Here is a 26,900-nt window from a genome sequence, read left to right as displayed (position 1 = left end):
AATAATTAATATTTTTATAATAAAGGTAGTTCTTTTGTGGCGAAAGATACTATAAAAAATAATCTATTACAACGATTTAACATTCGATACATACAAAAATATGAAATCATATAATTTAATGCATCAATATAATTCATGCACTACAGATCATAAATGACTGTATGGGAATATACTATACCTAATAAAAACAAAAACCAAAGCGGAAAAGTTTCTGCTTTGGTTTGATTATTTATTTTTCGTAATTTATGGATAGAGTATTGCTAGCCGTATGAAAAGAAATGCTTTAGTTGCTGAATGTCTTTTTATTCACTTTTTTCTCTCTTACTTTAATAATAAAATCAGGAACAGTTACCATTTCGCCAGCTTTTACATTAATATCAAAGCTTTGAGTTTCGCAATATGTATTGGGAGGAAGGGTAGAGGTATCAATAAAAATTGTGTAACTGCCTGTAGGTAAAAAAGAGGTTATTTTCCCTTGATCATCACTTTCTAATTTTTGTACAATCTCATTCCCTTTAAGAATTTTGAATGCTACAGAAGACGCTCTATGCTCGAATTCTACTGCGGTTTTCGTATTGTAATCAAAAGATATATTACCTAAAAGCGTTCCATTTTGATGAAGCGGAATATTCAAAAGATAAGTGTAAGAATCAACATTAAAATCATATTCATCATAATACCAACCTTGCTGGATATGCTGTTTTAGCTTATATTTTCCAAAAGGCACATTTTTATACATTGCAATTCCATCTGTGGTAGTTTTTAACGCCGTATTATTGATATTGACGATATAGTCATTGCCGGGTTTCTCTCCTGTATCAAAAATATTGTTGTTGTTTTCGTCATAAAAGGTAAATACCTGAATTTTTGCTTTTTTATCAGGACTCAATACTGCACTTTTTAAATTTAATGTTAAACCAAGTTCAAGTGTTAGAATATTATTTGCCAGATCCCCAACCGAATAATTGTACCATGAAGAATTCAGAAATGCACTGAAGTTTTTACCAGTATATCTCGTATTTAGAAATGCAGAAGGAGATTTTCCATAGATTATGTCGTCTACATAAGATAATCCTGTACTTACATTAACTTTGTCTTTGATGAAATTACTATTGTAGAAAAGCGAAACTGAAAGCTTTTTATAATCGGTGTTATCTGAGGTCAAATGAGATAATGCATATTCGGATAAATAATAACTTCCTGATTGGTAAACTGTATTAATGTTAAATTTTTTGAAGGCGTAATTTCCATTCAACTTCATTTGAAATTTCAGGTCGTCATTAAGTGGATATTTTGCTAAACCTGTATCAAATGTAAGTGATGCATATTGTTTTGTTCTGGCATGTGACCATGAAATTTGTTCGACCAATCTATGGGTTGTTAATTCTCGAAATTCATTAGTGTTTAAGTTTCCCAAGAAATTATTGTAGTTGTTAGACTTTTCGTTTTGAAACTGATAAAAAAGTCCAAAACTAAAATTTTTACTATTGGGAAGTTTAGTTCCCATCTCAATTCTAATGTTTTCAGAAGCTTGAGGCCTGTTGAAAAAATAATATTTTGGTAAAAAATTGGAGTATGTAATATTGCCAAAATAATTGTAATTTTTATAGCTCTTCGAAATATTCTGCTGTAGCTGTACGCTTCCTCGTCGGTTTCCAGGATAATATCCAGAACTGAAAAAGTAGTTTCCATTAAGATTATAATCTTTAAAAGCACCAATATAGTTAGATTCAGCAGAGAACGATGGTTTCAGCGCATCCTGAGTTTCGTTAGAACTTAATCCGGCGTTCACTTTTGCATTCACTATCCAGATTTTATCAAAGGTATAATGGGTTTCTGTTCCCAAAATGTGATGGCTACTTTTCTCATAAGGATCGTAGCGGTAATTATAACCTGCCGAAATAGTTTTTGAGCTATTGTTTATATTCATGGTTCCTTTAGTGAAAAAGCCATAGCCGTTTTTTAAAAAAGTGTTTCTTTCAATAAGATTAAAATTCTGATCGATAAATCCGACCTCCAGTTTGGTGTCTTTTTTGAAAGTATGACTATATTCTACCCCTCTTCCCACCAAAGGCATCTCTAAAAACTTATTGATATTTCCAATCGTATATTGGTTTTTACCTTGCTCAAGGGTAATATTGGTATTGGTTACCAAAGGCTGTTGCTGATTGTTGAAAAATGCAACATTTCCTCTCATATAAAGGAAACCGGAAGGTAAGTTGAAACCACCCGAACCGAGCAACTGATACATATTGGAATTTTCTCCAATTCTTCTGTATAAAGTTGTGATCTGATTTTTGGAGTCTCCGGTAAAATTACTAAATTCTGGGCTTTGATATTTTTGAACACTGGAAATATTTTGTACAAAAACAGTCGATGTATTGAATATTTCTTTGTCTGGATTTCTGAAACCCGAAACGTTTATCGTAAAGCTAGATAATCTAGATAGGCTTTTAGAAGGTTGATAAGTAAATACAAAAGTAGAATCCTTTTTTACATTAATTATAGCTTGTTGCTCCAAAAATTGATTTCCATTTTCAGGATCAGGAATTTTGCATACCAATGTAATATCCTGAGAGATATTTCCTGTATTACCTACTCTCACTTTTATTGATAAAGGCTCTTGGCTAGAAGATCTGTAGATGGAGGTTGTTAATAAAGATAAATTCAGATCATTATTAATCTCAATAGTATGTTCTTTAATTTTTTCGGTGATAAAATTCCCAAACTGATCCAGCAGCCGAACTTTTATGGGAGATGATCCTGCTTTAGCATCAGAAGGTAAGATTATTCTTACGGGTAAATATTTTTTTTCGTTGGGTTTTAGTTCTATTAAAGGTTCGTCACCAGTAATCACTTTAAATCCTTCTGGATATGTAAACTGAATTTTTCCACTGAAATTAGTAGAATTGAAATTCTGAACACTTACAACCATATTGAGAATCCTAGAATAAGATGTTGAATTTTCCTGCTCAATTTCCATCATAACATTCGATTCTGTTTTTTGTGCATTGATGAAAACACTATTGAATAATACGATGAAAAAAGGGAGTAAAAATTTTCTGCTTAAAAAAGGCATCTTTTAAAATTTATTGAGGAGTAATTTCATACTGTAAACTAGTTGAATACTCGGTAGATTTAGCATTAGTGAACTGCTCATCCTGTGGCAATGTGAAATATTTGATATCGTAATTATAAGTAGTACCTTGGGTGGTGTTTCCTTTAACAAGAGTTTGGCTTATTGTACTTAATGCTACCGGTGAAATTACCTGATTACTTTGACCTAAAGGTTGTAAAGTAACATGCATAGCACCTACAGGAATAGTGTAATTACCTGTATTTGATTGGAAATGACTCTGTAATGATCTTACTTTAATCTGAAAATTGGTATTGGTAGTGACTTGCAAACCACTAGGATAAACTACACTCTTACCATTGTTATAATCTTGCATGCTACTGAATTCAAGCAAACCGTTTACCGCATTGGCGTTTACTTTTATAGACATTTCCTGCGTTACGGGTGGCGTTCCTGATAGATTTGCAATCTGAAACCTATAAACCTCAGTTTTTTTTCCAATCACATTGTTGTATTGATTATAAGCTGTAAACTCTATTTGTGCTGTGAAATTTGTCCAGGTAGGATAGGCACCCAAATAAGCACCTCCCATTATGGTAATTCCATATTTAAGCTGAAGGTCGTAATAGCCATTTTGCGTTGAGGGCATATTATACAAAGGAGCATTTGATTGAGGAATCAAAAAAACTTCTGTATTCTCCTGTAAAAATATATTAGGAGGAACTCCAATCTGTGTAAATGTTGGAATAGGGTTAGGGTAAGCCTGTCCGGATGTAGATATTGGCTGAAAAGATATTTTATTTCCAGGAATAGTATATTGTCCGTTGTCAGAAGTGATTGCTTGTTTAAGTTTTCCTGAGACTTTCCAGTACGGCATATTTAGATTGCCATTAGCCTCAAATCTTGAAGTTAACGCATCAGGATTACTGTTTCCATTATAGGAATTTACCTGCATATAGCTGTTTGTTGTCCATGAACTATATGAGACCTGCGCATTGACTAATATTGATATTGTGGTGAATAGAAATACTAATACTTTACTCATAATTAAAATTTAATTCTCCCATTTCTAAAGTTTCATTATCTCCATAATCAATGATTACCGAGGCGTTATACGCGCCTTTCTCGGTTATATCTTGCATAGGAATGCTTATTTTACGAGTATTTCCTGGTAATGTATAGAATACAATAGGTGCAATACTGATCTTTTTACCAGTATTTGTATTAATAATATCTGTTATAACTTTTCCATCGGCCCATGCATCAGATTGATTTTCAAACGTGATATTCAATAGCTTCTTCGAAGTATCAAATTTTAAATCTTTAATTTCAATTTTTCTTTTTATTACCGCTGGCGTTTTATGAAATATTTTAATTCCAGAACGAACACTTAATTTAATTTTTGCTCCTTTACTATCTACATCATCCACAGGATTCATTTGGCTCACAAATAATACTGCAGTATGCACAGAAAGCTTGTCTTTTGGTAATGCAGGTGAAGTAAGGGTTATTTCTAGCTCTTTTTTCTCTCCTGGGCCAAGACTGAAGTAATTATCAGCCTTCTTAATGTTTATCCAGCTTGCACAAGAATTCTCTAATGTACCAGCTGCTTGTATTATATTATCACCTTTTTCATCATAATTCCAATCTCCTAAACTTATCGCAAGATCTAGCGCATGCTTTTCACTCACATTGGTAACCGTTACCGTTTGAGTGCTGCTTACTCCTGGTGCCGACTCAAAATAAACCCTCGGTGGAGAAACCGAAATACCTGTTTGTGCACTGATTTGTATTACCAGAAAATAGAATAAGAGAGTGATTTTGTTCATAATGGTGTTTTATAAGTACATGAATAGTGTCACAATAATTTGTGACACTATAAAATTATATGACTATAGTTTGTTATTTACTAACAATAGAATATGTTAAATTTGCTGTGTAAACAGTAGGGGTTTGACCTGCAATATAGTTGTCTATATATTTATCTGAACCTGCTGCTTTATATTCAATAGTAATTTGTTTGTTAACTCCACCAGCTGCAGATTTTACTAAAGTTTGCTCATTCCCAGAAAGAAATTGTGGCGTATAAGTAGCATCAGCTTGACCGGCAGTACCTGGTGTAGGTATTACTTGGATACTGCTTACGTCCATTGTTTTAGTTCCACTTGATATTGTTGCAGCATTGCTTGTCACTCTCACTTCGTAACTTCCTGTACTGTATACGGTTAATTGGTTCTCTTTTTTAGAACTAACTCCGTTTAGGTAGTCATCTTTTGATGTATAATTTAAGTCTACATCTTCCATCCCATTTACTACAATGGTTTGAATTGGGTTTAATTTAACATTTAGCTTTACTGTACCTGTAGTTTGTGCGTTAACGTTAGCGAAAGCAAATAATCCAGCTACCGCAAATAAAAATTGTTTCATAGTATCAATGAGTTTTAATTTAGATATTATTATCTATTCTTTTCGGGTGCAAAGATACAGGGGTTCTGTAGATTAGGATTTGCGAAAACACGTTTATTTTTTGTAAATTTTTACAAAAAACGCAATACGATAAAATGAAAAGAATTTTCGATATGTCTAATTAAAAGACTCTTTGTAATATGAAATAAAAATATTTTTATTAATTATTAAACTTTTAAAATAGGTAACCGGATTTATTGATTGTATTCGATACATCCAGTTACCATTGAAAACTGATGATGAAAAGTTTATTAATATGATGAATGTATTAGGTTGAAAAGAATAGATTATAATACTAATAAAACTTTGTGATTTGGTGTTCTTTTTTTATTTTCTAAAATATGATAATTTTTTATTTGTTGTTATTTAATACTGCAAATCTAATCAGTATATAGACGTAATACAATTTAACGTGGGTTTGATTTAATAATTTTTACGTAAAAATTTATAAATTTTTACGTAAAAATTATTTTTAAATGATTAATTGTTAGTGTTTTGTGTTTTTATGCTTAAAAATAGAACAAAAAAAATGCTTTATAAAAATAAAGCATATAAATCAAAAATTAAAAGTGTTTTTAATGAAGTTTTATCATATTTAGCCAGCTAATTCTCTCATATCGGATGGCTTTTTTCCACTATGTTTTTTTACAAAATTACTGAAGTTACCTTCGTCTTTAAATCCTAAATCAAATGCAATTTCAGATAAAGTCTTGGGTGAAAATTTTATAGCCTTTTCGCATTCGAATGTTACTTTTTCAATGATCATTTGTTTGGCAGATTTACCATAAACAAATTCAGTCATGTCAGTTAGTTTTCGGCTGGAAACTCTTAATTGATCTGCGTAGTGAGAAACTTTTTTTTCAACTTTATAATCTCTCTGAAGAATTACTGTAAAACGATTCACTAAACTTACAGATTCCAAATCTTCTTTTGGATCATTTTTATGATCAATATGCAAGTGAGCATCAAGAATTAAACTTTCAATAGCATTATGCGCTGCAGAAAAATAGATGTTTTTTTCATCGATAGCAGAAAATCTTTTAAGCCTTTCTATTAAGATGATTTTGTTGTAATCATTATTACCAAAATAAGGAGCTATAAAAATGTGAGATTTACTGTTGAAAAAAATACCTGAATTTAGATAGATACTGTCTTTCGATGTTTTGTCGAAAAACTCTTTAGTAAAAACAATTGCATAAATTTCTTTACCCAACGCATTACCAAATTCTACTTTCTTTTGTGGACCAATGAAAACTGAATTTCCACCAGGGATATGATAAGGCTTATGCTCAACAGTAATATTGAGATCTTCGGCAACCAAATAAATCGCAAAATATTCTAGTGTATTAAATTTCCTTGAAAAATTATTGCGTTCTATTATGTCTGAAACAAGAGTAATGCTGAAGCCGTTTTCTTTTAATTCATCGGATACTTGATGCATTGTTGAAGTTTGTGTTTTAAGAATGATTATATTTTCCAAAAATAGGCATTAGTTGCCGATTATTGTTACTTTATTTTAATATTTTGTTGTATATTTTCAATGAATCAACGAATCAGGTTTGATTATGTTATTTTTTAGTTATTAAGGTACTTCTTTGATACTTTATTATTGGTATGCAGCTTTATAAATTGGATGTAATTATTTACTTATTATTGTTATTTGTATTAAAAATATAATGTGATTCTTATTAAAGTGATGAATATTTAAAAAATAATAAGGATGTGAGCTTGTTTTTTTGGAAAATAGCTTTTATAAGCTTTAATGCCGTCTAGAGCGGTGAAATGACTTATCGAATTAATAATCAATACATTTAAACAAAAACATTTTATATTTTTAAAAACCTGATGTTATATTTTCATTTATACATAGCAAAAAATCCCTCTACAATTAGGCTGGAATGGTCTGAAACCATATATTTGCACCCTAAATTTTTATAGACATGAAAGAACTTATCGAAAAAATCAACGCAGAATTTGAAGCGTTCACTACAGAAGCTAACCAACAAGTTGAAAAAGGAAACAAAGCAGCTGGAACTAGAGCTCGTAAATCAGCTCTTGAACTAAGCAAATTGTTTAAAGATTTCAGAAAAGTTTCTGTTGAAGAATCTAAAAAATAAAAAAATAAGCCGGCTGATTCAGCTGGCTTATTTTTTTAGGTTAAAATTATATCTTCTTATTAATTTTCGGCTTCGTATTCATTATCGCCTGATATGATGATGTAAATGCTGAAAGGCTTTTGTACCCCACTTTGTAAGCAACTTCGCTTAACGTCAACTGATGTGCATCAATCAATTCTATACTTTTCAGAATTTTAATCAGTTGTGCATATTTCTTTATACTTATTCCGGTTTCCTGCTTGAAAATACGCTGAAGACTTCTAACAGAAAGATTGGAGGTTTCTGCTAATTCTTCAATGCTGTAATCGTTTTGGTAATTAATATTAATAAATTGACATACTTCAAGCAATCTCAAATCAGAAGGTAACGGAATTTGTAAAGCAGTATTTTCTTTGCAAAAATTAGGAAGGCTAATCAATAATGCATTCATAAAAGCTTCCTGTTCATGATTTTCTGCGGTTTCTTTATTCCATTTTTTAGCATAAAAAATCATTTCTTTTAAAATCGAAGGTGCAGGAAAAACATGCGTAGTCTTATAAAACTGATTTTCCGGTATATTTTTAAATAAACTCACCATCAATTTTACAGTTTCTGCTTCAGAAGTTATTTTATGCTTTTGCAATGACGGGATCCAGATGACATGATTCTGCGGAACAAGATAAACTTTATTGTCAATGTGAAAATATTGGTAACCTTCTTTCACAAAAGTAAGTTGTGCTCTCTGATGAAGATGCTCGTCATCGTCATGTTGCCAATTTTCTTCGTACCAAATGTAAGCTGCTTTCTGAATGGAATCATCCAAAAATCCGTTTTCATTTTCGATGAGACTACATTTTGATTTGGCGTTTTGCATAGAGTTTTTGGCAAAATTAATAAAAATGACAGCATTAAATTTGCATTATCATAAATAATTTACATGAAAACACTCAATAGATTTTTAGCAGTTTTTATTTTAACAATAATATCAAATGCAATGATGGCTCAAGATAACAAAGCAAAAGTATTAGTACTGATCCATTCTGACAATGGCGGAACTTACGAATTGGCAAAACAGATCTCAAAAGGAATCGAAAGCAATGAAAATGTTCAATCTATTATCAAACAAGTAAAATCATCCAATCATCCAAGTTTGAAAGATATTCCGATGGCTTCTGTGGAGGAATTAAGTTCTTATGACGGAATTGCATTTGGCTCACCCGTTTATTTTGGAAACATCAGTACTGGAATGAGCGAGTTTCTTTCTAAAACTGTCAATTTATGGATGAATCACGCATTAGAAGGAATGCCTGCAACCGTTTTTATGTCTGCAGGAAGCGGGGCAGGGAATGAATTGGCAGTTCAAGCTTTTTGGAACAGTCTTTCGGTTCATGGGATGGTCTTAGTGTCAAACGGAATTCGTGGGGTTGAAAAAATAGATAAAAATATTCCGCAAGGAAATACGGTTTTGGGTGTCACAAGTCTGGCTTCTGTTAAAAATGTAGAGAGACCAAGCTCCGGTGAAAAGGAGATTGCTTTTGAACAAGGGAAAAACTTTGCAAAAGTTGTGTTTGCTTTGAAAGGAACTTTTAACAAAAATTCTGAAATTAAAATTTCACAAAATAAAAGCATAGAAAATGTTTTGGTTGAAAAAAATATTGTTCTTCCCAATGTTCCGAAACCTGCCGGAAATTATCAACCTTTTGTAAGATCAGGGAATTTGGTTTTCATCAATCAGGTGGCTTTGAAGGATGGGAAAATATTATATCCCGGAAAATTGGGTGTTTCTGTAGATGAGAATCAGGTAAAAGAAGCGACTAAACAAACAATGCTGAATGTTTTAGCGGTATTGAAAGATGCTGTAAATGGAGATTTAGATAAAGTGAAAAAAGTTGTACAGCTTACCGGAATTTTCAACACAAAAGATGATTACACCAAGCATGCAGATTTGATGAATGTTGCTTCAGATCTTGCAGTAGACGTTTTTGGTGAAAAAGGAAAACATGCAAGAGCTACCTTTGGTGCTTCCTCAGTTCCTGTAAATTCTTCTGTAGAAATTCAGGCAATTTTTGAAGTTGAATAATTTAAAATACCGTTAAAGAAATTTAAATAATCACAAATAGTATTAAATAAATCAATCACTGTAGAATTTTGTTCTTTTTTGAATCTATATTTGTTCCGCTAATAACCAATAGCGGAACTTTTTATGAAACATATTTCCTTTTTATTTGTTTTATTTTCTGCACTTTTCTCGGCCCAAAAATTACAGATTGTAGATGCCGAAAACGGAAAACCCATTGCCAACGCCAGAATTGTTTTGTCAGATCAATTGGTTTATACCAATGAAGATGGCTTTGCACCAGTAAATGAAAATTCTAAAGATTTTGAAGTTTCTGCGTCGGGCTTTAAGAAAGAAAATTTTAAAAACTTCAATTCTGTCATTAAACTTCAACCTGCTTTTAAAAATATTGAAGAAGTGAAGATTATTAATGTAGATATCAAGAAGATCATTGAAGATTTGCATAAGAATTATAATAAACGATATTTTGACAAGCCATCACTTTATGATATTACTTTTAAATCTAAAGGTTTTAATAATGATAGCCTGTTTTTTATGGTAATTGCAGAAGCTAAATTGTGGACTAAAAGCAATTCTTACAATTTTAGAGATGGGTTTAAGAAGAATTATGACGAAATATTACAGATACAACTTAATAATGTAAAGTATAAAAAAAATAGTTCGAAAGGTGTTTTTAATGTGAAAACAAATGAGTTTGAACACGCAAGTATGGGTGATTATTTTTTTAGTTTTGAAATATATCGGTTGTTAACCAATATGAATATTAAGAATTCAAAAATTACCGGTCGACTAATTTCAGAAGATAATGACACCCAGGTTATTTATGTAAAAGTACAATCTGAAAGAGGAATAGATGTATCGGGTGAAATTACTTATAATAAAATAGATAAAGTAATAACGTTATATGATTTAAATTATCAGCAGGAAAATTTCCCTGTTTATAAAAGAACAAATAAAGACGGGGTAGAATTTGATTATCAACTTGGAAACGCAAGGGTGATTTTTGATTTTTATAAAAAGAACGGAAGCTACATCCCTGCGTCTAAAAAAATTACTGGCGAAAAATTCTTTGTAAGCTATGATGGTAAAAAAGATGAGAGAAGTTTTACTACAGAAATAGTTTACAACACTTTTACAAGATCTGATAAAAAAGGATTAGACCCAAAAGTAGATTTCAATAAAAGCATCTGGGAAAATGTTCCGGTGAAAGAAGATAAAGAAGCGACTATTTTACTTTCAAAAGAAGAACAAGAATTTATCAATCAGAAATAATTTACCATGAAAAATATACTTTTAACAACAGTTTTACTAGCAGGTTTTACTGGAAAAGCGCAGACTCACCGTTTTATTTATGATGTAGAATACAAAAAAGATTCTACACAAAATGTCACTACTAAAGAAAATTATCATCTCGATATTGAGCCTAAAATCGTAAAATATTATCCACGCGATTTTTATATTGGTGATTCTTTAGTGACAAACAATCTTCCGATTACAGATGGGTCGAAATTTAATACATCGCATATTATTACTCACAGATCCGGTTCTACAGACTATGATTATTATGATGTTTTGGAAAATGTTGTTTTGAAACTTTCATCTAAGAACACCCAAAACTGGAAGCTTACCAACGAAAAAAAGAAAGTGAAAGATTTAAATATGCAAAAAGCCACTACAAATTGGGGCGGAAGGAATTGGACGGCGTGGTTCACAACAGATATTCCTTTTCAGGAAGGCCCATACAAATTTCACGGACTTCCCGGTTTAATAACAGAATTGTACGATGATAAAAACAATTACAAATTTGAATTGGTAAAAACTCAGAAAATTGCCAACCCAAAAGGAAATATGTACATTGATTATATGTTGGGAAGTAGTATTGCTGTAGATGATACAAAGTACAAAGATTCTAAGTTAAAATATTACGATTCTCCCGTCAATTATCTAAGAAATGCAACACAGCAAACTCGTTCAAATGAAGAATTTTTTCTAAATGACGGAACTAAGGTCGGACAAAACAATTCTCGTGAAGTCAATGAAAGATTAAAGGAAAAAATCAGGAAATATAATAATCCGATAGAATTGGATAAAGCGATAAAATATCCACTTTAATTTATTTGTAATGTGCAATATGTAATGGGTAATAATTCCCAATTCATATTTAATTAGATCTGTGCAAATCTGTATAATCTGTGGGACAGAAAAATAATTTCCCCTAATCATACATGTTTGCATAGATTTTTATTTTTAATAGAAGATGTAAGAATTTTAATTTTCGTTAAATAACTTTATCTTTATGCCAATCAATAAAAGTATGAAGATAAACACCTTTTTTGCAGTTCCTGCAGTAGTTTTGGCGAGTCAGTTCGTCAATGCACAATCTACCACTCAGAAATTAAATCCCATTGTTGAAAGTTTTGTCAACGAGACCAATAATCATTCTCAGTTAGAGGATATGGCGTTCGAGTTATTAGACGGTATCGGTCCGCGTTTAGTGGGAACTCCGGAAATGCAGAGGTCAAATGAATGGACTGCCAATAAATTAAGATCTTGGGGTATTGATGCCAATTTACAGCAATTCGGAACTTGGAAAGGCTGGCAAAGAGGAACTACGCATGTCGATATGGTTTATCCACGTGTAAAATCTCTTTCTGCAACGCAGTTAGCATGGAGTCCTTCAACGAAAAAAGCAGTTGAGGCGGAAGTGATAGTTCTTCCTAAAGTTTCATCTAAAGCACAATTCGAACAATGGCTTCCTTCTGCAAAAGGAAAAATAGTTTTGATGGCTCAATATCAGAAAATCGGTCGTTCAGATGAGCAGATAAAAGAATTTGCAACTCCTGAATTGTATGAAAAACTGAAAGCTGAAAAAGAGCAGGCTTCAAAAGACTTCCGTGATTATGTGAAGAATATCGGTTATGATAATAATACACTTCCTGAAGCTTTAGAAAAAGCAGGAGCAGCCGGAATTGCAATTTCAAACTGGACAGGAATTATGGGAGCTAACCGTATTTTCGGCGCTAAAACTTCAAAAATCCCAATGTTTGATATTGATGTAGAAGATTATGGAATGTTGTACAGAATGGCTGAAAAAGGAAGCAAGCCGAGAATTAAAATTGACGCGCAATCAAAAATTCTTCCTGATGCAAAAACTTTCAACACCGTTGGAATGATCAAAGGTTCAGAAAAACCTAATGAATATGTGATCCTTTCTGCCCATTTAGATTCTTGGGATGGTGCTCAAGGTGCTACAGATAACGGAACAGGTGTTTTAACGATGCTTGAAACGATGAGAATCCTTAAAAAATATTATCCCAATCCTAAAAGAACCATCGTTGTTGGACTTTGGGGAAGTGAGGAGCAAGGTTTAAATGGATCTAGAGGTTTTGTAGCTGATAATCCTGAAATTATTAAAGGAACTCAGGCAGTTTTTAACCAAGATAACGGAACGGGAAGAGTTGTAAATATTGCAGGCCAAGGTTTTGTAAAATCCTATGATTATATCGGGAAATGGCTGAATGCAGTTCCGAAAAATGTGAGAGATCACATTAAAACAGATTTCCCGGGAATGCCGGGTGGAGGAGGTTCTGACCACGCTTCATTCGTTGCGGCTGGAGTTCCCGGATTTTCTTTAAGTTCTTTAAATTGGGGATATTTTGGTTATACATGGCACACTACGAAAGATACTTATGATAAAATTGTTTTTGATGAAGTAAAAAACAATGTGATTCTTACCGCTACTTTAGCGTATATGGCATCTGAAGACCCTGAATTTACAAGCAGAGAGCGCAGAACAATGCCTGAAAATGATAAAGGAGAAATCGCAAAATGGCCAGAATTAAAAGAGCCAAGAAGAGATTCTAAGGATTATAAATAAAAGAAGAGCTGATATTTCAAATATCAGCTCTTCTTATTTTTGCTTGATGAACATTGATTAGTAATTCTTCATACTTACTTATGTATACTTGAACTTCTGCAATAATTAAATTAATGAGTTCTTGTAACTTTTGCGGATTATCTTGCAAAAACTGAAGAAATTCAATATCAGAAAAATCAATACTGTAATTTTCAAAATTACCTAAATTTTTAATATTTCTCCACCAACCACTAATTTTTAGATTGGAATCAAGATCTCTGAAGAATTTTTCGTCATTATTATAAAAATCTAACATTCCAATATATAAATCACTTTGGTCATTTCCATAACCACTAAATGGTTCTATTCCAAAACAAGTAATTTGTTTTCCTTCTTCTTTGAAATCTTTAAGACTAAACCAAATATGTGAATTTTTTTCTTGTGCTCTATCATGGTTTTCAAAGAAATAATATTTTTCATGATAAATGTTTTCAAGCTCTTTCTTTAATTTTATTCTTATTTTATTTAAAATAATGCTTTTAGCAGCTTGAAAATTATCAGCAATTTCTTTTGTACTTTTTAAGTCTCTAAGTAGAATTTCCATTACTTCATTTTTCATATCATTATTAATAGTTTGATTGGTAAGTTTTTTCACAACATTTAAATATTGTTTTACAGATTCTCTTAAAATAGGCTGTTCAATAGCTTCTTTATGACATTTTTCTAGCCAGTTTTTTATATGATTTTTATAAGTAATTATATGAAATTCTTTATCAAGTTCTAATTTTCCTTTGCTTTTTTTGGAAGGTTTATCTCCAAATAAGTTTAAGTAGAAAAGGATTGAATCTCTATGATAATTTTTATACCTTTCTAATTGGGCTTCCTGATCGCTAGCATAAACTTTATTTTCAATGATAATTATATTTTTACCATCTTCTATTAGAATATCTATAGAACCACCTGTTTTTTGAGTAAAGTCTATTTTTCCAATATTTTTTTCTAATGTTATTTTTGCACTTTTGAAATTAAAATTTTCAATACCTTTTAATTTTTCTATTCCATCAAAAAATAATTCTAAGAAAATGCTCCCTTGTCCGTGGGAACCCTTTGGATTTAATAATTCCCCAATGATAGCAGAATGAGTATATCTTTCATCAGTTTCCATTTTCATAATTGAAAAAAGATTAAAATTCTCTCCAGTAATTCTAGCAATATCATTATACTTTTTTGATATTAAGGAAATACTTTGTAAGATATATTTTACATCTTGTAAATAAACTTCTCTACTCATAATTACAACACCATACTCAGCTGAATTCTCTTCCTCGCTTCATCTACTTCAGTAACTCTTACCTGAACATGTTGATGTAATTTCACCACTTCATTGACATCAGAAACGAAACCATCTTTTAATTGAGAAATATGTACTAAACCACTTTCTTTAATTCCTAAATCTACAAAACACCCAAAAGCGGTGATATTGTTGACGATCCCAGGAAGAATCATTCCTGTTTTTAAGTCGGTGATCTTTTTTACATTCGGATCAAATTCAAAAACTTTTGCCGCTTTTCTAGGGTCTAATCCTGGTTTTTCAAGTTCTTTCAAAATATCTTTTATTCCTAAAATTCCGATGTCTTCCGTTATATATTTTTCAGGCTGAATTAAATTGATCTTCTCTTTATTGGCAACTAATTCATTGGTTTTGGTCCCTAGGTCTTTTGCCATTTTTTCGATAATCCCATACGCTTCAGGATGAACCGCCGAATTGTCTAAAGGATTTTCGCCATTGGTAATTCTAATGAATGCTGCAGCCTGCTGGAATGCTTTTTCGCCCAATCTTGGAACTTTCTTTAGTTGCTTTCTGTTTTCAAAAGCTCCGTTTTCGGCACGGTAATTCACAATATTTTCTGCCATTTTTTCTCCAATTCCGGAAACGTAGCTTAAGAGTGATTTACTTGCTGTATTCAAATTAATTCCGATGGAATTAACGCATTTCATCACCGTAGAATCCAGTTCGTTTTTCAATTGAGTTTGGTCTACATCGTGTTGATATTGACCGACACCAATTGATTTAGCATCAATTTTCACCAATTCAGCCAAAGGATCAGAAAGTCTTCGTCCGATTGAAACCGCGCCACGAACGGTTACATCAAAACTTGGGAACTCGTCTCTTGCGATTTTACTTGCAGAATACACCGAAGCTCCTGCTTCCGAAACTACAAAAACCTGCAATGGTTTATCAAAACCTATTTTTTTAATGAAAAATTCAGTTTCACGACTGGCTGTTCCGTTTCCTATGGAAATCGCCTGAATATTATAAGCATTTACCATCGAACGTATTTTTTTCATTGCCATTCCACTTTCGTTTTGTGGAGCGTGAGGATAAATCGTTTCGTTGTGCAGTAAATCTCCTTTTTCATCTAAACAAACCACTTTACAACCACTTTTAAAACCTGGATCAATTGCTAAAATTCTTTTTTCTCCCAAAGGCGGTGCTAATAAGAGCTGACTTAAGTTTTCAGAAAATATTTCGATGGCCTTTTTATCGGCTTTTTCTTTTGCTTCCTGAAGCGTTTCGTTGGAAATTGCCGGTTCTAAAAGTCTTTTATAAGAATCTTTGATGGCTAAAGCGATTTGTTCTGCGCTGTCATTTTTAAATTTGATGATCGCATTTTCAATAAAATCAAGTGCTTCATCTTTATCAATTCCGATGTTTATTTTTACGAAGCCTTCAGTTTCTGCCCTAAGCATTGCTAAAAGTCTGTGAGAAGGAGTTCGGTTAAGGCTTTCTTCCCATTCAAAATACTGCGAAAATTTTTGAGCCGCTTCCTCATCTTTTTTAGCTTTTACCACTTTTGACCCGACAACAGCTTTGCGTTGAAAAAGACGACGCAAATTTTTACGAACGTACATATTTTCGTTAATCCATTCTGCCATAATATCTCTTGCACCTTGCAAAGCTTCTTCTTCAGACGAAACCTGATCGTTCAGATATTTGGCAGCTAAAAATTGAATATCCTGAGCTTTTTGGCTCATAATGATTCTGGCTAAAGGCTCAAGCCCTTTTTCTTTGGCGGCATCAGCTTTGGTTTTTCTGCGTTTTTTGAAAGGTAAATATAAATCTTCCAATTCCTGAATATCAAAACTTTCTTCAATTCTTGTTTTTAATTCTGGAGATAAAGCATCTTGCTCTTCAATAGATTTTAAAATACTTTCTTTACGTTTTACAATATCTTCAAACTGTTTGTTGAGTTTTGAGATCTGCTCTATTTGAATTTCATCTAAATTTCCCGTTGCGTCTTTTCGATAACGAGAAATAAATGGAATGGTGCAGTCTTCAGATAATAATTTTAAAGTAGCATTAATGCTTTTATCGGATATGTTAAGTGTTTTATGTATAAATTCTGTTACAGTCATGCAGTTTTTTTAGAATGGCTAAAATACTGACTTTTTTAGAGGAATAAAATATATCTCATTCGCAATTTAAAGTTTATAAAATTTATTCATTAAGTCTATTTAATAAATCTGATAATGAAGTACAAACACTAATTTATTGAAAAAGATAAATAATCTACACTTTTAGTAGATTATACAATTGTTTTAGATAATTATGTTGTGATATAAATAAAAATACTATATTTGTGCACCATCACAAAATAATATGCCTATGAGGGGATTTTCTACTTCTTCTATTCCTTTTATATTTAAAAATCCAGATGTTTCTCTAATCCAAAAAAACATCTCAATTACTAATCCATATTCTATATTATGAACAGATTTTTAACAATTCTGGGGATTTTGCTGTGCTTTCAGCTCAAAGTCTCCGCTCAGTGTACGGCGGTCCCCGTACCTTTTTCGCAATCTTTCAGCACGGGAGTATTACCTCCCTGTTGGACGAGCCAAAACCCCACAAGTACATCAACAAGCTTATATGTTAAATGGAGATTTAGCACATCTGCAGGTTACGGTGTTACTGGAAATGGTGGAAAGCCTGCAGGAACTTTTGCTTGGGTCGACGCAAGTTCGCCCTATGATAACGAGCATACGGTCGAGCTTATCAGTCCGCAGATCGATCTTACAGGATTGAACAATCCGTATGTAAAATTTGAATGGCTTAAAAACCATCTTACCTCGGCTACAGGAACGCTTCCACCTTATGAAAACAATAAGATGAAGCTTGAAGTAAATAACGGAAGCGGATGGGTTCAAATTTGGTCTGATAATAGCAATGCCATAAAATGGAGAACAGTTGGAGTTCCTCTTGCAGCAACCTATGTAGGAGCAACTATTCAGCTTAAATTTACTGTTGACAAGGATGTTGCTAACAACGGGTATTTATACGATGATGTTCTTTTGGATGAAGTTCAGGTAATACAGGCACCAACCTGTTTTGAACCTGTGATTGCATTAGCAACAAATATAACTCCTAATTCTGCAACCCTGAATTGGGCAGCACCATTAGCACCTGCTCCGGCACCAGCAGGAGGCTATGAATATTATTACAGCACAACAAACACTCCTCCTACGGCTGGTACAATAGGAACTACTGTTCCGGGAGTTTCAGCTAATATCACCCCATTGGTTCCGGGAACTACATATTATTGGTGGGTTCGCTCGGTTTGTAATGCAACAGATAAATCGTTATGGGTAGAAGGGGAACCTTTTACACCAGGACAGATTGGTGGTGGAACGGCAACACATGCTTACTTGCCTGTATATTCTTGTTCTGGATTTAATTACTCTCAGCAAATCTATACTGCTTCGGAAGTTGCAGGAGCTGTGGGGGCTAATACTTATATTACTTCGATTAAATTCTATGTTTCTACGATTGCAGCTACACAAGCCAACTACAATCAATGGGTAGTTTACATGGGAAATACTGCTCAAAATGATTTTGCTACAACTACGAGTTGGATTCCTGCCGGTAATATGACTCAGGTTTATACGGGAACACTTCCTGCGATGACTGCCGGAGCTTGGGTAACAATTCCATTGAGCACACCTTTCCTATGGGATGGAGTAAGCAATGTGGTAATCGCTGTAGATGAAAATGCCACAGGAACTTCCTGTACCGCCAACTGGGGAAGTTATTCTGCAGGAACAAATAAAGGAATGTTGTATTATAATACAACCACAAACCCTAATCCGGCAACTCCTCCTACCGCAACGAGTAGATATTCTGTAATTCCAATCATTCAGATGGTAGGAACAGCTTTAGCACCTTGTGTAAATACACCTCCTACGAATATTACGATAAGTAATATATCGGCAACTTCTGCAAATGTTTCTTGGACGCCTGTGGCGGGAGCTACTTATGTTTTAAGATATAGATCGCTTCCAGGTGGAACTTGGACAACAGTAAACCTTACAACGCCTCTTACGAATACCTATATCATAGATAGTCTATTAGAACTTACGCAATACGAAGTGGAAATAGCAACTATTTGTAATGCCGGTCCTGCAGGAGCATTTTCTACTCCTGTATCTTTCACAACACCCGGTGTTTCATGGTGTGCTCATGCTGCGCAATATACAAGTGCAACCTATGGTTGGATTTCTAATGTAACCGTCAACCCAGTAGGCTCTGCAATACTAAACAATACTTCTACGCAGTCTCAGTATACAGATTATACTACAAATCCTGCTTTAGCACTTACTCTTGTAAGAAATACTCAAAATAACTCAATTTCTATTGGTAAAACTTGGCCAGGAACTCAATATGGAAATTATACCAACGTATGGATTGATTTTAACAGAGATGGTATTTTTGATACCAGTGAGCTAATATATACGAGCGGATCTAATGCTACAAGCCCAGTTACAGGAACTTTCAATGTTCCGGCTACAACTTATAATGGTCCTAATGCGACAAGAATGAGAGTTGTTGTATCTTACGCATCAGCTGCGGGTGCATGTAGTGGAAATACATACGGAGAAGTTGAAGATTATGCGGTTAAGTTTATCGATTTACAACCGTGTAGTACTACGGCTCCCGTACCTACAGTTTCTAATTTATCATCTACTACAGCTTATGCTTCATGGGTTCCTACAGCAAATGCTACTTATAGAATAAGATGGAGACAACAAGGTACCACATCTTGGGTACAACCTTTGGCACCTTTGGGGTATGTAGAATTACCTGCAGGGCAAAGTTTTTATACAATGACAGGACTTATAGAGCAAACTTCATATGAGATTCAGATTCAGGTAAAATGCGGAACTACTTGGGGCGCTTTTGGAGCTTCAGTAAATTTTACCACTCCTTCATTAACTTATTGCAATATGGTGGGGACAGGTACTAACGATTACATTGCTAATGTAAAAGTAACACCTATAAACTTTCCTATTATGGAAAATATTTCACTTCAAACCAATTATACAAGCTATACAACTCCTGCAACGTTAATTAATTTAGAAGTGGGATCTACAGGTAATCAACTAGCCGTTTCAAAAGCATGGGTAGGGACAACCTATGGTGATGCTGTAGATGCTTATATAGATTGGAACAGAGATGGGGTATTTACTGCTGGAGAAAAAATAATGACTTCAGCATCCAACACATCGACTCCTGTTACAGCTACATTCAGTGTTCCTTCAACTGGAATTTACACAGGAGCTTATACTACAACAATGAGAGTTATTCTGAAAAGAGGTAGTGCTTCTGTAATTTGTGTTGATCCTGCAAATGGAGAGGTAGAAGATTATGCTGTAAAATTAAGACCGTGTAATAATACTACGCCGGGAAATCCTACTTTTACCACAATAACTCATAATTCAGTTGTTGTTAACTGGGTTTCTGCAGCAAATAATAATGCATTTGTTTTAGAATACAGACCGGTAACCAATCCTGCTTCTGCGTGGACGACGATGAATCTTTCAGTTTTAGGAGGAAATCCACCAGTGACTATTTCTGCACTAACTCCGGCTACACTTTATGAAGTGAGAGTTGCGGCAGTATGTGGAAATGGTGGAGCAGGCGCTTTTACTCCTGTAAAGACATTTACTACAGAATGTGATCCTACGCCGCCAAATGTGGTAATATCTAATATCACATCGACTTCAGCAATGGTAACTTGGAACCCAATTGTTCCGAATGCTACCTATATTTTAAGATGGAGAGAGATAGGAACTACAGTGTGGAATACTCCAACATTGCTTCCTCCACCTATAAACTCTTATGTGATTCAAAATCTGGATTCTTATAAAACGTATGAAGTACAGGTAGCGAGTATCTGTACTGGGCAAACAACCCCTAATCCATGGGCAAATACACAGATATTTACCACGGTAAGAGTTTGTGAGATTCTTCCTCCAGGATTTACAATTACTCAGTTAACCCCTACAACGGCAGAAGTGGTTTGGGATGCTTATACAGGTATTGGAGCTACTAATAATTACGTATTACGATACAGAAAAGTAGGATTGCCAAGTTGGACGACTATTAATGTAAGTAATAATACCTATATTATAACAGGATTATTAGAATTAACTAAATACGAAATGCAGGTAGCAAATATTTGTAGTGGAGGACCTGGAAATTTTACCCCTCTTTACTATTTTACAACACCTACTGTGGTTTATTGCAATATGCATTCGAACAATGCGGCGACAGAATATATTTCAAAAGTTACTGCTACACCGAATGGTAAGCCTGAAATGATTAATATTTCTACAGGAACTACCTATTCTGATTTCACAGGAAATCCTACAAAATTCATTGAATTGATTCAGGGGTCAACAGGAAATAAAATTACGATTGACAAAACTCAAGGAGCAGATTCAGGAGTTGCTGTCTGGATTGATTTCAATAGAAATGGAGAATTTGACCTTGATGAAAGAATCCTTGCTGACGGGCTTAACTCAAATCCTACTGCAAGTGCTACATTCAGTGTGCCATCTGATGCATATATTAGCATGACAAACTCTAAATATGTTGTGATGAGAGTAGCTATGGCTAAAGGTGCTATACCAGTTAACTGTATCAGTTTCGATGATGGGGAAGTAGAAGATTATACGGTGAGAATATCAAAGTTACCTATTGCAAATTCTGTTAACCAGACGGATATTTTGATTTATCCAAACCCTGTTAAATCAGTCTTGAACGTTAAAAATATTAGCGAGAAAGCAAACTATAAGATTTATAGTGCTGCCGGAAGACTTGTATCTAGCGGATTAATCGTTAACAATAAAATTGACGTAAGCGCTCTTATTAACGGAGTCTATGTTATTGATATTGACGATAAGAAAGGTACTGCACAGAGAAAATTCATTAAAGAAGATTAACTGTTTTAATTTCCATTTATAAAAAATAAGCTCTCAGAATTGAGAGCTTATTTTGTTTTATTAAAGATATAATTGATAAGATTTCTATTTTAAAACCTCATTATAATACATTAAATCATTGTTTTTATCAAAACCAATAATCATCACACGGAAATTTTTTGCATCATCATTATTATACCACTGTACGATAGTTGGTTCTCCGGATTTACTTTCCAAATAAGGATTCCAATATAAAATACTTCTTTTATCTTCGGGAACAGATTTTGCGCTTTCTTCGTCGTAGATACCATTGTTAAAAGGTATTTCCTTGTCGTAACCATTTAGTTTAATTTCTGTAAGATTAGACGGAAGAGTAGTGTCTATTACAGAGCCAGTTGTTCCGCCACGGCGGGTATAGATTGCGATAGCTCCATTTCCTCCTCCAAAGCTTCCTGCAAAATTTCCTTTAATTACTTTTACCATTGCGATGTTTGAGACAGGGATATTAGAAATTTGGCTTGCGTCAACTCTCATTTCGTCCAAGAAAAATTCCATAGCTCCACCACGATTTGTAGCAGTATAATTACCTCCCTGCATCTGAATCTGAAGACCTGCAACTCTGCCTTGTAAATATTGTAAAATATTTTGAGAACCTTGTGCATTCTGGTTTTCATTCACCAAATCAAAAATAGTTTCGTTTCCACTTCTAAAAAGAGGACTGCTGAGTTCATTATTAAGTTTTTTGGTTAAATCTTTCTTTTGTGCTTCAACTTTAACCTCTTCAATAAGCGTTTCTTTTTCTCGTAAGCTTGTCTGTGAACTTTTATTTGCTATGGCACGTTCTATTTCAATAGGAACTGTGTCAGTTGGATTTCTTTTTATAAGTGTATAATTATTAGAAGGTAGATTGCTTTTAAAAGGTAAGAATGAAAATGCAGGTTGAAAATAAACTTGTACCGAATTTTTAGTAGTTTTTTCACCATTAAGCTGATAAGAAAACGCCATTGAATCTTCAAAAATCAAACCACTCAAGGTAAACATTCCTTCTTTGTCTGTTTTAATTAAATTGTATTTAATTCCCTGATCGGGCATTTTGAAAATTAAATTAATTTCTGCTTCCGATGCTGGTTTTCCCAATTTTGTAGCTTTTCCCTTATAAGAAAGAAAGTTTTCGGGTTTATATTTAATAATTGGGAAATTTCCAGACATAATGGTTTGCCAATTAAATCTCGACCATTTTTCTGAAATCAACAAAGCATCCAGTGCATCTATATTTCTATTTTTACTAAAATATTGGGCAGGATTATAAATTTTTGAACTTAAATCTCCGGTAAGCCAAAGTGTACTCAACAAACTGTTTTCATTCTCAGGATTTTCACTTTCATTATCTGTTACGCTTACCAGATAGCTCGACATAGAGGAATCTTTATCAATGTTAAAAGAATTGCTATCTCTAGGTTTTAAACTAAGTGAAGTGCCTTTTAGAGAGGGTTGCTTAAGTTTTAGTGATTGAGGTTGTACAAAACAAAGTCGCTGAGCAACAATATTCTCAGACTCATCAAAAACGGTAAGATTAAGAATTCCGTTCACCAATTGACTGGTTGGAATTGAATAAACTCTATCTGAGATATTAGAAATATTAGCTTTATAAACCAACTGATTGTTGATGGTTCCTATAATTTTATATTTTGTGTTTTGATCAATATTTTTACCCTTTAAAACAAAATTTATAGCATCAGATTTACTTTGAATCTGTAAATTCACTCCTGAAGGAACGACTTCGGGTAAATTAACAGCCTGTTTGATTCCCTTATCGTCTTCCACAGTAAGTTGATATTTTTTTCCGCCGACAGGCGTAAAACTAAAAAATCCTGTATTTTGATCAAACCCTTTAAAAGCAACCAGCTTTGTCTGTGGATCTTGTGTTTCTGTAATAAAACCACTCCAGTTTGTTGGTGTTTCTCCTTTTGATTGTAGCCTTACCGCAAATTTGGTATTGATGCCGTCAATAAAAGTTCCACTTTCTGGGAAAATTGCCGCAGACCAAGGAGCAGATACGTTTTTTACTAACTTCTCAGGAGAAGAAGGATTGTATATCGTAATTGGCATGATTTCATTGAAGTCATCACTGAAATTCCCCATCCATGTGGTATAAGCCCTGATATAATAAACATCTTCTTTCAAATCTGCAGGCAAACTAATGCTTCCGCTGCCTTTACCATTAATTAAAGGATAGATTTTTTTGCTGATTTGTTTTTTATTTTGGCCATATAACTCGACAAAAACATTGGTTGAAATGGTCGAAGGACTGTATCCGTCAAATACAAAAGAAGTAAACCACAGATTTTCGCCTGCCACGTAATTTTTTTTACTCAGAAGGAGATGTATTTTTTCCTGAGGATAATTTTCCTCAAACTTTTTAAGGGCTTCTTCAGCTTTGTTCTGAGAAAAATAAAATGGAGCTACAATTAGTGATAATGCAATAAGTGGTTTTTGAGAGAAACAAATTTTCATTGTATGTATTCATGTTTTAATATATCTCAAAAATACATTTTTTCTTTTGTCAGAGAAATAATTGAGAGCTTTTTTAAGGAATCAATATTAGAAATATAAAAGAGGTAAGTTTTCATGCCTAAATATTTGTTGATTTGAGAATTCACAGAATATTTAGATATAAAAAATGCCCCGCAGATAGGCGAGGCGCTAAATGTTTTCACAACGGAATAATCCTTATTGTGAATTGCTTTCGATTACAAATCTAAAAATAATATTTTTAATCAGTTTACGGTTTTCCATATTTTTATGAATTAAATTCTTATTAATTTAGGAAAATCGATTAAACTAAATAGTTATGGCAAAAAATATACTTGGATTAGACTTGGGGACGACATCAATCGGGTTCGCTCATATTATTGAAGGTGATACTCCTGAACTGTCTTCTATTCAAAAAATAGGAGTTCGTGTAAATCCTTTAACAACGGATGAACAAACCAATTTTGAAAAAGGAAAACCCGTTTCTGTAAATGCAGACAGAACATTAAAGCGTGGTGCAAGACGAAATCTAGACCGCTATCAAGACAGGAGAAAGAATCTTATTGACGCTTTATTAAAAGCTAATATCATCAGTAATGAAACTATTTTAGCCGAAAACGGAAAAAATACGACGCATTCTACTTATCTATTAAGAGCGAAATCTGCAGTTGAGAAAATCGAGAAAGAAGAATTGGCGAGAGTTTTTTTAGCCATTAATAAAAAAAGAGGTTATAAAAGCAGTCGTAAAGCGAAGAATGAAGACGAAGGTCAAATCATCGATGGAATGGCGGTTGCGAAAAGATTGTACGAAGAAAATCTTACTCCAGGGCAATTGTCTTATCAGCTATTGAAAGAAGGAAAAAAATATTTACCGGATTTTTACCGGTCAGATTTGCAATCGGAATTTGATAAGGTCTGGGATTTCCAAAAACAATTTTATCCTGAAATTCTGACTGATGATTTTTATAAAGAATTAAAAGGAAAAGGTCAACGTGCAACTTCTGCAATGTTTTGGACAAAATATGCCTTTAATGCCGCTGACAATAAGGCAAAATCGAAAGAAGAGAAAAAATTGCAAGCTTATTTGTGGAGAAGTGAAGCGATTAATAAGCAATTAGAAAAAGAAGAAGTTGCTTTTGTAATTACTGAAATTAATAATAATCTCAATAATTCTAGCGGATATTTAGGTGCAATCAGTGATAGAAACAAGGAATTGTATTTTAATAATCAAACGGTCGGACAATATTTATATGAACAGCTCAAAAAGAATCCGCACACAAGATTGAAAAATCAGGTTTTTTACCGTCAGGATTATTTGGACGAATTTGAAAAAATATGGGAAACGCAAGCAAAATTTCATTCTGAATTAACAGAAAACCTAAAAACGGAAATAAGAGATATTATTATTTTTTATCAGCGAAAATTAAAATCTCAGAAGGGTTTAGTTAGTTTTTGTGAGTTTGAAAGTCAGGATAAAATCATTAAAGGACACAAGAAAACAATAGGTTTAAAAGTAGCTCCAAAATCTTCACCTTTATTTCAGGAATTCAAAATTTGGCAGGTTTTAAATAATGTTTTGGTCAGAAAAAAAGGAAGTAAAAAACGGGTAGCAAAGGAAAATGTTTCAGCTTTGTTTGATGAAGAAAAGGAAATTTTTGTTCTTGATTTGGAAAGTAAACAAAAATTATTTGATGAATTAAATATTAAAGGGAATTTAAAATCAGCAAAAATCATTGAGCTTTTAGATTACAAGCCAGCCGATTGGGAAATGAATTATTCTGAATTGGAAGGCAATAGAACCAATAAAGTTTTATTTGATGCATATTTGAAAATTTTAGAGTTGGAAGGTTATGATGAAGATTTGTTGAAGCTTCAAGGAAAAGATGATATTGATGTTTCTGAATCAAAAGCTTCGGTTTCGGAAATAAAAGATATGATAAAACGCATTTTTGAAGTACTGAATATCAACACGGAAATTTTAGAATTTGATGCAGAATTAGACGGAAAAGATTTCGAAAAACAAGCTTCTTATCAGCTTTGGCACTTGCTGTATTCTTATCAGGAAGATAATTCTAAAACAGGAAATGATACTTTATTCAGACTTTTGGAAGAGAAATTTGGCTTCAAAAAAGAGCATTCTCAGATTTTAGCAAACGTTGCATTTTCGGATGATTACGGAAATCTGAGCACAAAAGCAATGCGGAAAATTTATCCGCATATTAAAGAATTAACTTATGATAAAGCTTGTTTACAAGCAGGTTATAGACATTCAGCTTCTTCTTTAACAAAGGAAGAAATCGAAACTCGTCCGTTAAAAAATCAATTAGAATTACTCAAAAAAAATAGTCTGAGAAATCCTGTCGTTGAGAAAATTCTCAATCAATTGGTGAATGTTATTAATACTATTATTGAAACGAATAGTGATAAAGATGAAGATGGAAAAATAATATGTATATCCGTTTTTCATCATACCGCTGTAATGTTAGCAATAATGAGCCTATCGAATAGTTTATCTGCAAAATATCTTCGATTTAG

The 26,900-nt window shown here is 33.1% G+C and carries 15 protein-coding genes and 1 pseudogene; 7 read left to right on the top strand and 9 right to left on the bottom strand.

Going from position 1 to position 26,900, the window contains the following annotated elements:
* Positions 1-283: 283 nt before the first annotated feature.
* From AB671_RS16305 to AB671_RS16285, 5 genes are all read right to left on the bottom strand, one after another.
* Entirely contained in the window at positions 284-3,079 is a 2,796-nt protein-coding gene (locus AB671_RS16305) for a hypothetical protein (protein ID WP_066681556.1), read from the bottom strand.
* Between the two features lie 10 nt (positions 3,080-3,089).
* Positions 3,090-4,121 (bottom strand): hypothetical protein, encoded by a 1,032-nt coding sequence (locus AB671_RS16300; protein WP_066681558.1) that lies wholly within the window; start codon positions 4,119-4,121, stop codon positions 3,090-3,092.
* A complete protein-coding gene (locus AB671_RS16295; RefSeq protein WP_066681561.1) occupies positions 4,114-4,905 on the bottom strand; it encodes a molecular chaperone in 792 nt (263 codons plus the stop codon). The genes AB671_RS16300 and AB671_RS16295 overlap by 8 nt, the downstream gene beginning before the upstream one ends.
* A 73-nt stretch (positions 4,906-4,978) precedes the next feature.
* Positions 4,979-5,380 carry a hypothetical protein gene (locus AB671_RS16290; protein WP_185116241.1) on the bottom strand — a complete coding sequence of 134 codons (402 nt, stop codon included), beginning with the start codon at positions 5,378-5,380 and terminating at the stop codon, positions 4,979-4,981.
* 757 nt (positions 5,381-6,137) lie between these two features.
* Positions 6,138-6,983, bottom strand: a complete 846-nt coding sequence (locus AB671_RS16285; RefSeq protein ID WP_066675829.1) for a helix-turn-helix domain-containing protein — start codon at positions 6,981-6,983, stop codon at positions 6,138-6,140.
* 499 nt (positions 6,984-7,482) lie between these two features.
* Here AB671_RS16285 and AB671_RS16280 point away from each other — a divergent pair, with 499 nt between their 5' ends.
* Entirely contained in the window at positions 7,483-7,659 is a 177-nt protein-coding gene (locus AB671_RS16280; protein WP_055981058.1) for a histone H1, read from the top strand.
* A 46-nt stretch (positions 7,660-7,705) separates the two neighbouring features.
* Here AB671_RS16280 and AB671_RS16275 read toward each other — a convergent pair whose 3' ends face one another.
* A complete protein-coding gene (locus tag AB671_RS16275; RefSeq protein WP_066675833.1) occupies positions 7,706-8,512 on the bottom strand; it encodes an AraC family transcriptional regulator in 807 nt (268 codons plus the stop codon).
* A gap of 63 nt (positions 8,513-8,575) precedes the next feature.
* On the opposite strand from AB671_RS16275, the gene AB671_RS16270 reads away from it, so the two are divergent.
* The 4 genes from AB671_RS16270 (at position 8,576) to AB671_RS16255 (ending at position 13,592) form a co-directional block, all read left to right on the top strand.
* Entirely contained in the window at positions 8,576-9,718 is a 1,143-nt protein-coding gene (locus tag AB671_RS16270) for an NAD(P)H:quinone oxidoreductase (protein ID WP_066675834.1), read from the top strand.
* 123 nt (positions 9,719-9,841) lie between these two features.
* Positions 9,842-10,987, top strand: a complete 1,146-nt coding sequence (locus AB671_RS16265) for a hypothetical protein (RefSeq protein ID WP_066675835.1) — start codon at positions 9,842-9,844, stop codon at positions 10,985-10,987.
* A gap of 6 nt (positions 10,988-10,993) precedes the next feature.
* Positions 10,994-11,827 carry a GLPGLI family protein gene (locus tag AB671_RS16260; protein WP_066675836.1) on the top strand — a complete coding sequence of 278 codons (834 nt, stop codon included), beginning with the start codon at positions 10,994-10,996 and terminating at the stop codon, positions 11,825-11,827.
* Positions 11,828-12,029: 202 nt separating this feature from the next.
* Positions 12,030-13,592, top strand: a complete 1,563-nt coding sequence (locus AB671_RS16255) for a M20/M25/M40 family metallo-hydrolase (protein WP_066675843.1) — start codon at positions 12,030-12,032, stop codon at positions 13,590-13,592.
* A gap of 16 nt (positions 13,593-13,608) precedes the next feature.
* Here AB671_RS16255 and AB671_RS16250 read toward each other — a convergent pair whose 3' ends face one another.
* Together AB671_RS16250 and AB671_RS16245 are read right to left on the bottom strand one after the other, a co-directional pair.
* Positions 13,609-14,862: a PD-(D/E)XK nuclease family protein gene (locus AB671_RS16250; RefSeq protein WP_066675840.1), complete on the bottom strand. Its 1,254-nt coding sequence runs from the start codon at positions 14,860-14,862 to the stop codon at positions 13,609-13,611.
* Between the two features lie 2 nt (positions 14,863-14,864).
* Complete coding sequence (locus AB671_RS16245) at positions 14,865-16,988, bottom strand: Tex family protein (protein WP_066675841.1); 2,124 nt, start codon at positions 16,986-16,988, stop codon at positions 14,865-14,867.
* A 351-nt stretch (positions 16,989-17,339) separates the two neighbouring features.
* Here AB671_RS16245 and AB671_RS16240 point away from each other — a divergent pair, with 351 nt between their 5' ends.
* Positions 17,340-21,854 carry a GEVED domain-containing protein gene (locus AB671_RS16240; protein ID WP_066675842.1) on the top strand — a complete coding sequence of 1,505 codons (4,515 nt, stop codon included), beginning with the start codon at positions 17,340-17,342 and terminating at the stop codon, positions 21,852-21,854.
* 84 nt (positions 21,855-21,938) lie between these two features.
* On the opposite strand, the gene AB671_RS16235 is transcribed toward AB671_RS16240, so the two are convergent.
* Positions 21,939-24,347, bottom strand: a complete 2,409-nt coding sequence (locus AB671_RS16235) for a TonB-dependent receptor (protein ID WP_082987336.1) — start codon at positions 24,345-24,347, stop codon at positions 21,939-21,941.
* 337 nt (positions 24,348-24,684) lie between these two features.
* On the opposite strand from AB671_RS16235, the pseudogene cas9 reads away from it, so the two are divergent.
* Positions 24,685-26,853 (top strand): annotated as a pseudogene (gene cas9 / locus AB671_RS16230) (type II CRISPR RNA-guided endonuclease Cas9); the annotation flags it as partial.
* Between the last annotated feature and the right edge of the window lie 47 nt (positions 26,854-26,900).

This window comes from Chryseobacterium sp. BGARF1, assembly GCF_001677955.1.
In the GTDB taxonomy this organism is placed as follows: domain Bacteria; phylum Bacteroidota; class Bacteroidia; order Flavobacteriales; family Weeksellaceae; genus Chryseobacterium.
The sequence above is the reverse complement of the archived record's forward strand: the minus strand, read 5'-3'. Positions and strand labels throughout refer to the sequence as shown.

Bases quoted from the DNA above. Each gene is read 5' to 3' on its own strand.
- AB671_RS16305 (WP_066681556.1), bottom strand. From the start codon at position 3,079: ATGCCTTTTTTAAGCAGAAAATTTTTACTCCCTTTTTTCATCGTATTA.
- AB671_RS16300 (WP_066681558.1), bottom strand. From the start codon at position 4,121: ATGAGTAAAGTATTAGTATTTCTATTCACCACAATATCAATATTAGTC.
- AB671_RS16295 (WP_066681561.1), bottom strand. From the start codon at position 4,905: ATGAACAAAATCACTCTCTTATTCTATTTTCTGGTAATACAAATCAGT.
- AB671_RS16290 (WP_185116241.1), bottom strand. From the start codon at position 5,380: ATGGAAGATGTAGACTTAAATTATACATCAAAAGATGACTACCTAAAC.
- AB671_RS16285 (WP_066675829.1), bottom strand. From the start codon at position 6,983: ATGCATCAAGTATCCGATGAATTAAAAGAAAACGGCTTCAGCATTACT.
- AB671_RS16280 (WP_055981058.1), top strand. From the start codon at position 7,483: ATGAAAGAACTTATCGAAAAAATCAACGCAGAATTTGAAGCGTTCACT.
- AB671_RS16275 (WP_066675833.1), bottom strand. From the start codon at position 8,512: ATGCAAAACGCCAAATCAAAATGTAGTCTCATCGAAAATGAAAACGGA.
- AB671_RS16270 (WP_066675834.1), top strand. From the start codon at position 8,576: ATGAAAACACTCAATAGATTTTTAGCAGTTTTTATTTTAACAATAATA.
- AB671_RS16265 (WP_066675835.1), top strand. From the start codon at position 9,842: ATGAAACATATTTCCTTTTTATTTGTTTTATTTTCTGCACTTTTCTCG.
- AB671_RS16260 (WP_066675836.1), top strand. From the start codon at position 10,994: ATGAAAAATATACTTTTAACAACAGTTTTACTAGCAGGTTTTACTGGA.
- AB671_RS16255 (WP_066675843.1), top strand. From the start codon at position 12,030: ATGAAGATAAACACCTTTTTTGCAGTTCCTGCAGTAGTTTTGGCGAGT.
- AB671_RS16250 (WP_066675840.1), bottom strand. From the start codon at position 14,862: ATGAGTAGAGAAGTTTATTTACAAGATGTAAAATATATCTTACAAAGT.
- AB671_RS16245 (WP_066675841.1), bottom strand. From the start codon at position 16,988: ATGACTGTAACAGAATTTATACATAAAACACTTAACATATCCGATAAA.
- AB671_RS16240 (WP_066675842.1), top strand. From the start codon at position 17,340: ATGAACAGATTTTTAACAATTCTGGGGATTTTGCTGTGCTTTCAGCTC.
- AB671_RS16235 (WP_082987336.1), bottom strand. From the start codon at position 24,347: ATGAAAATTTGTTTCTCTCAAAAACCACTTATTGCATTATCACTAATT.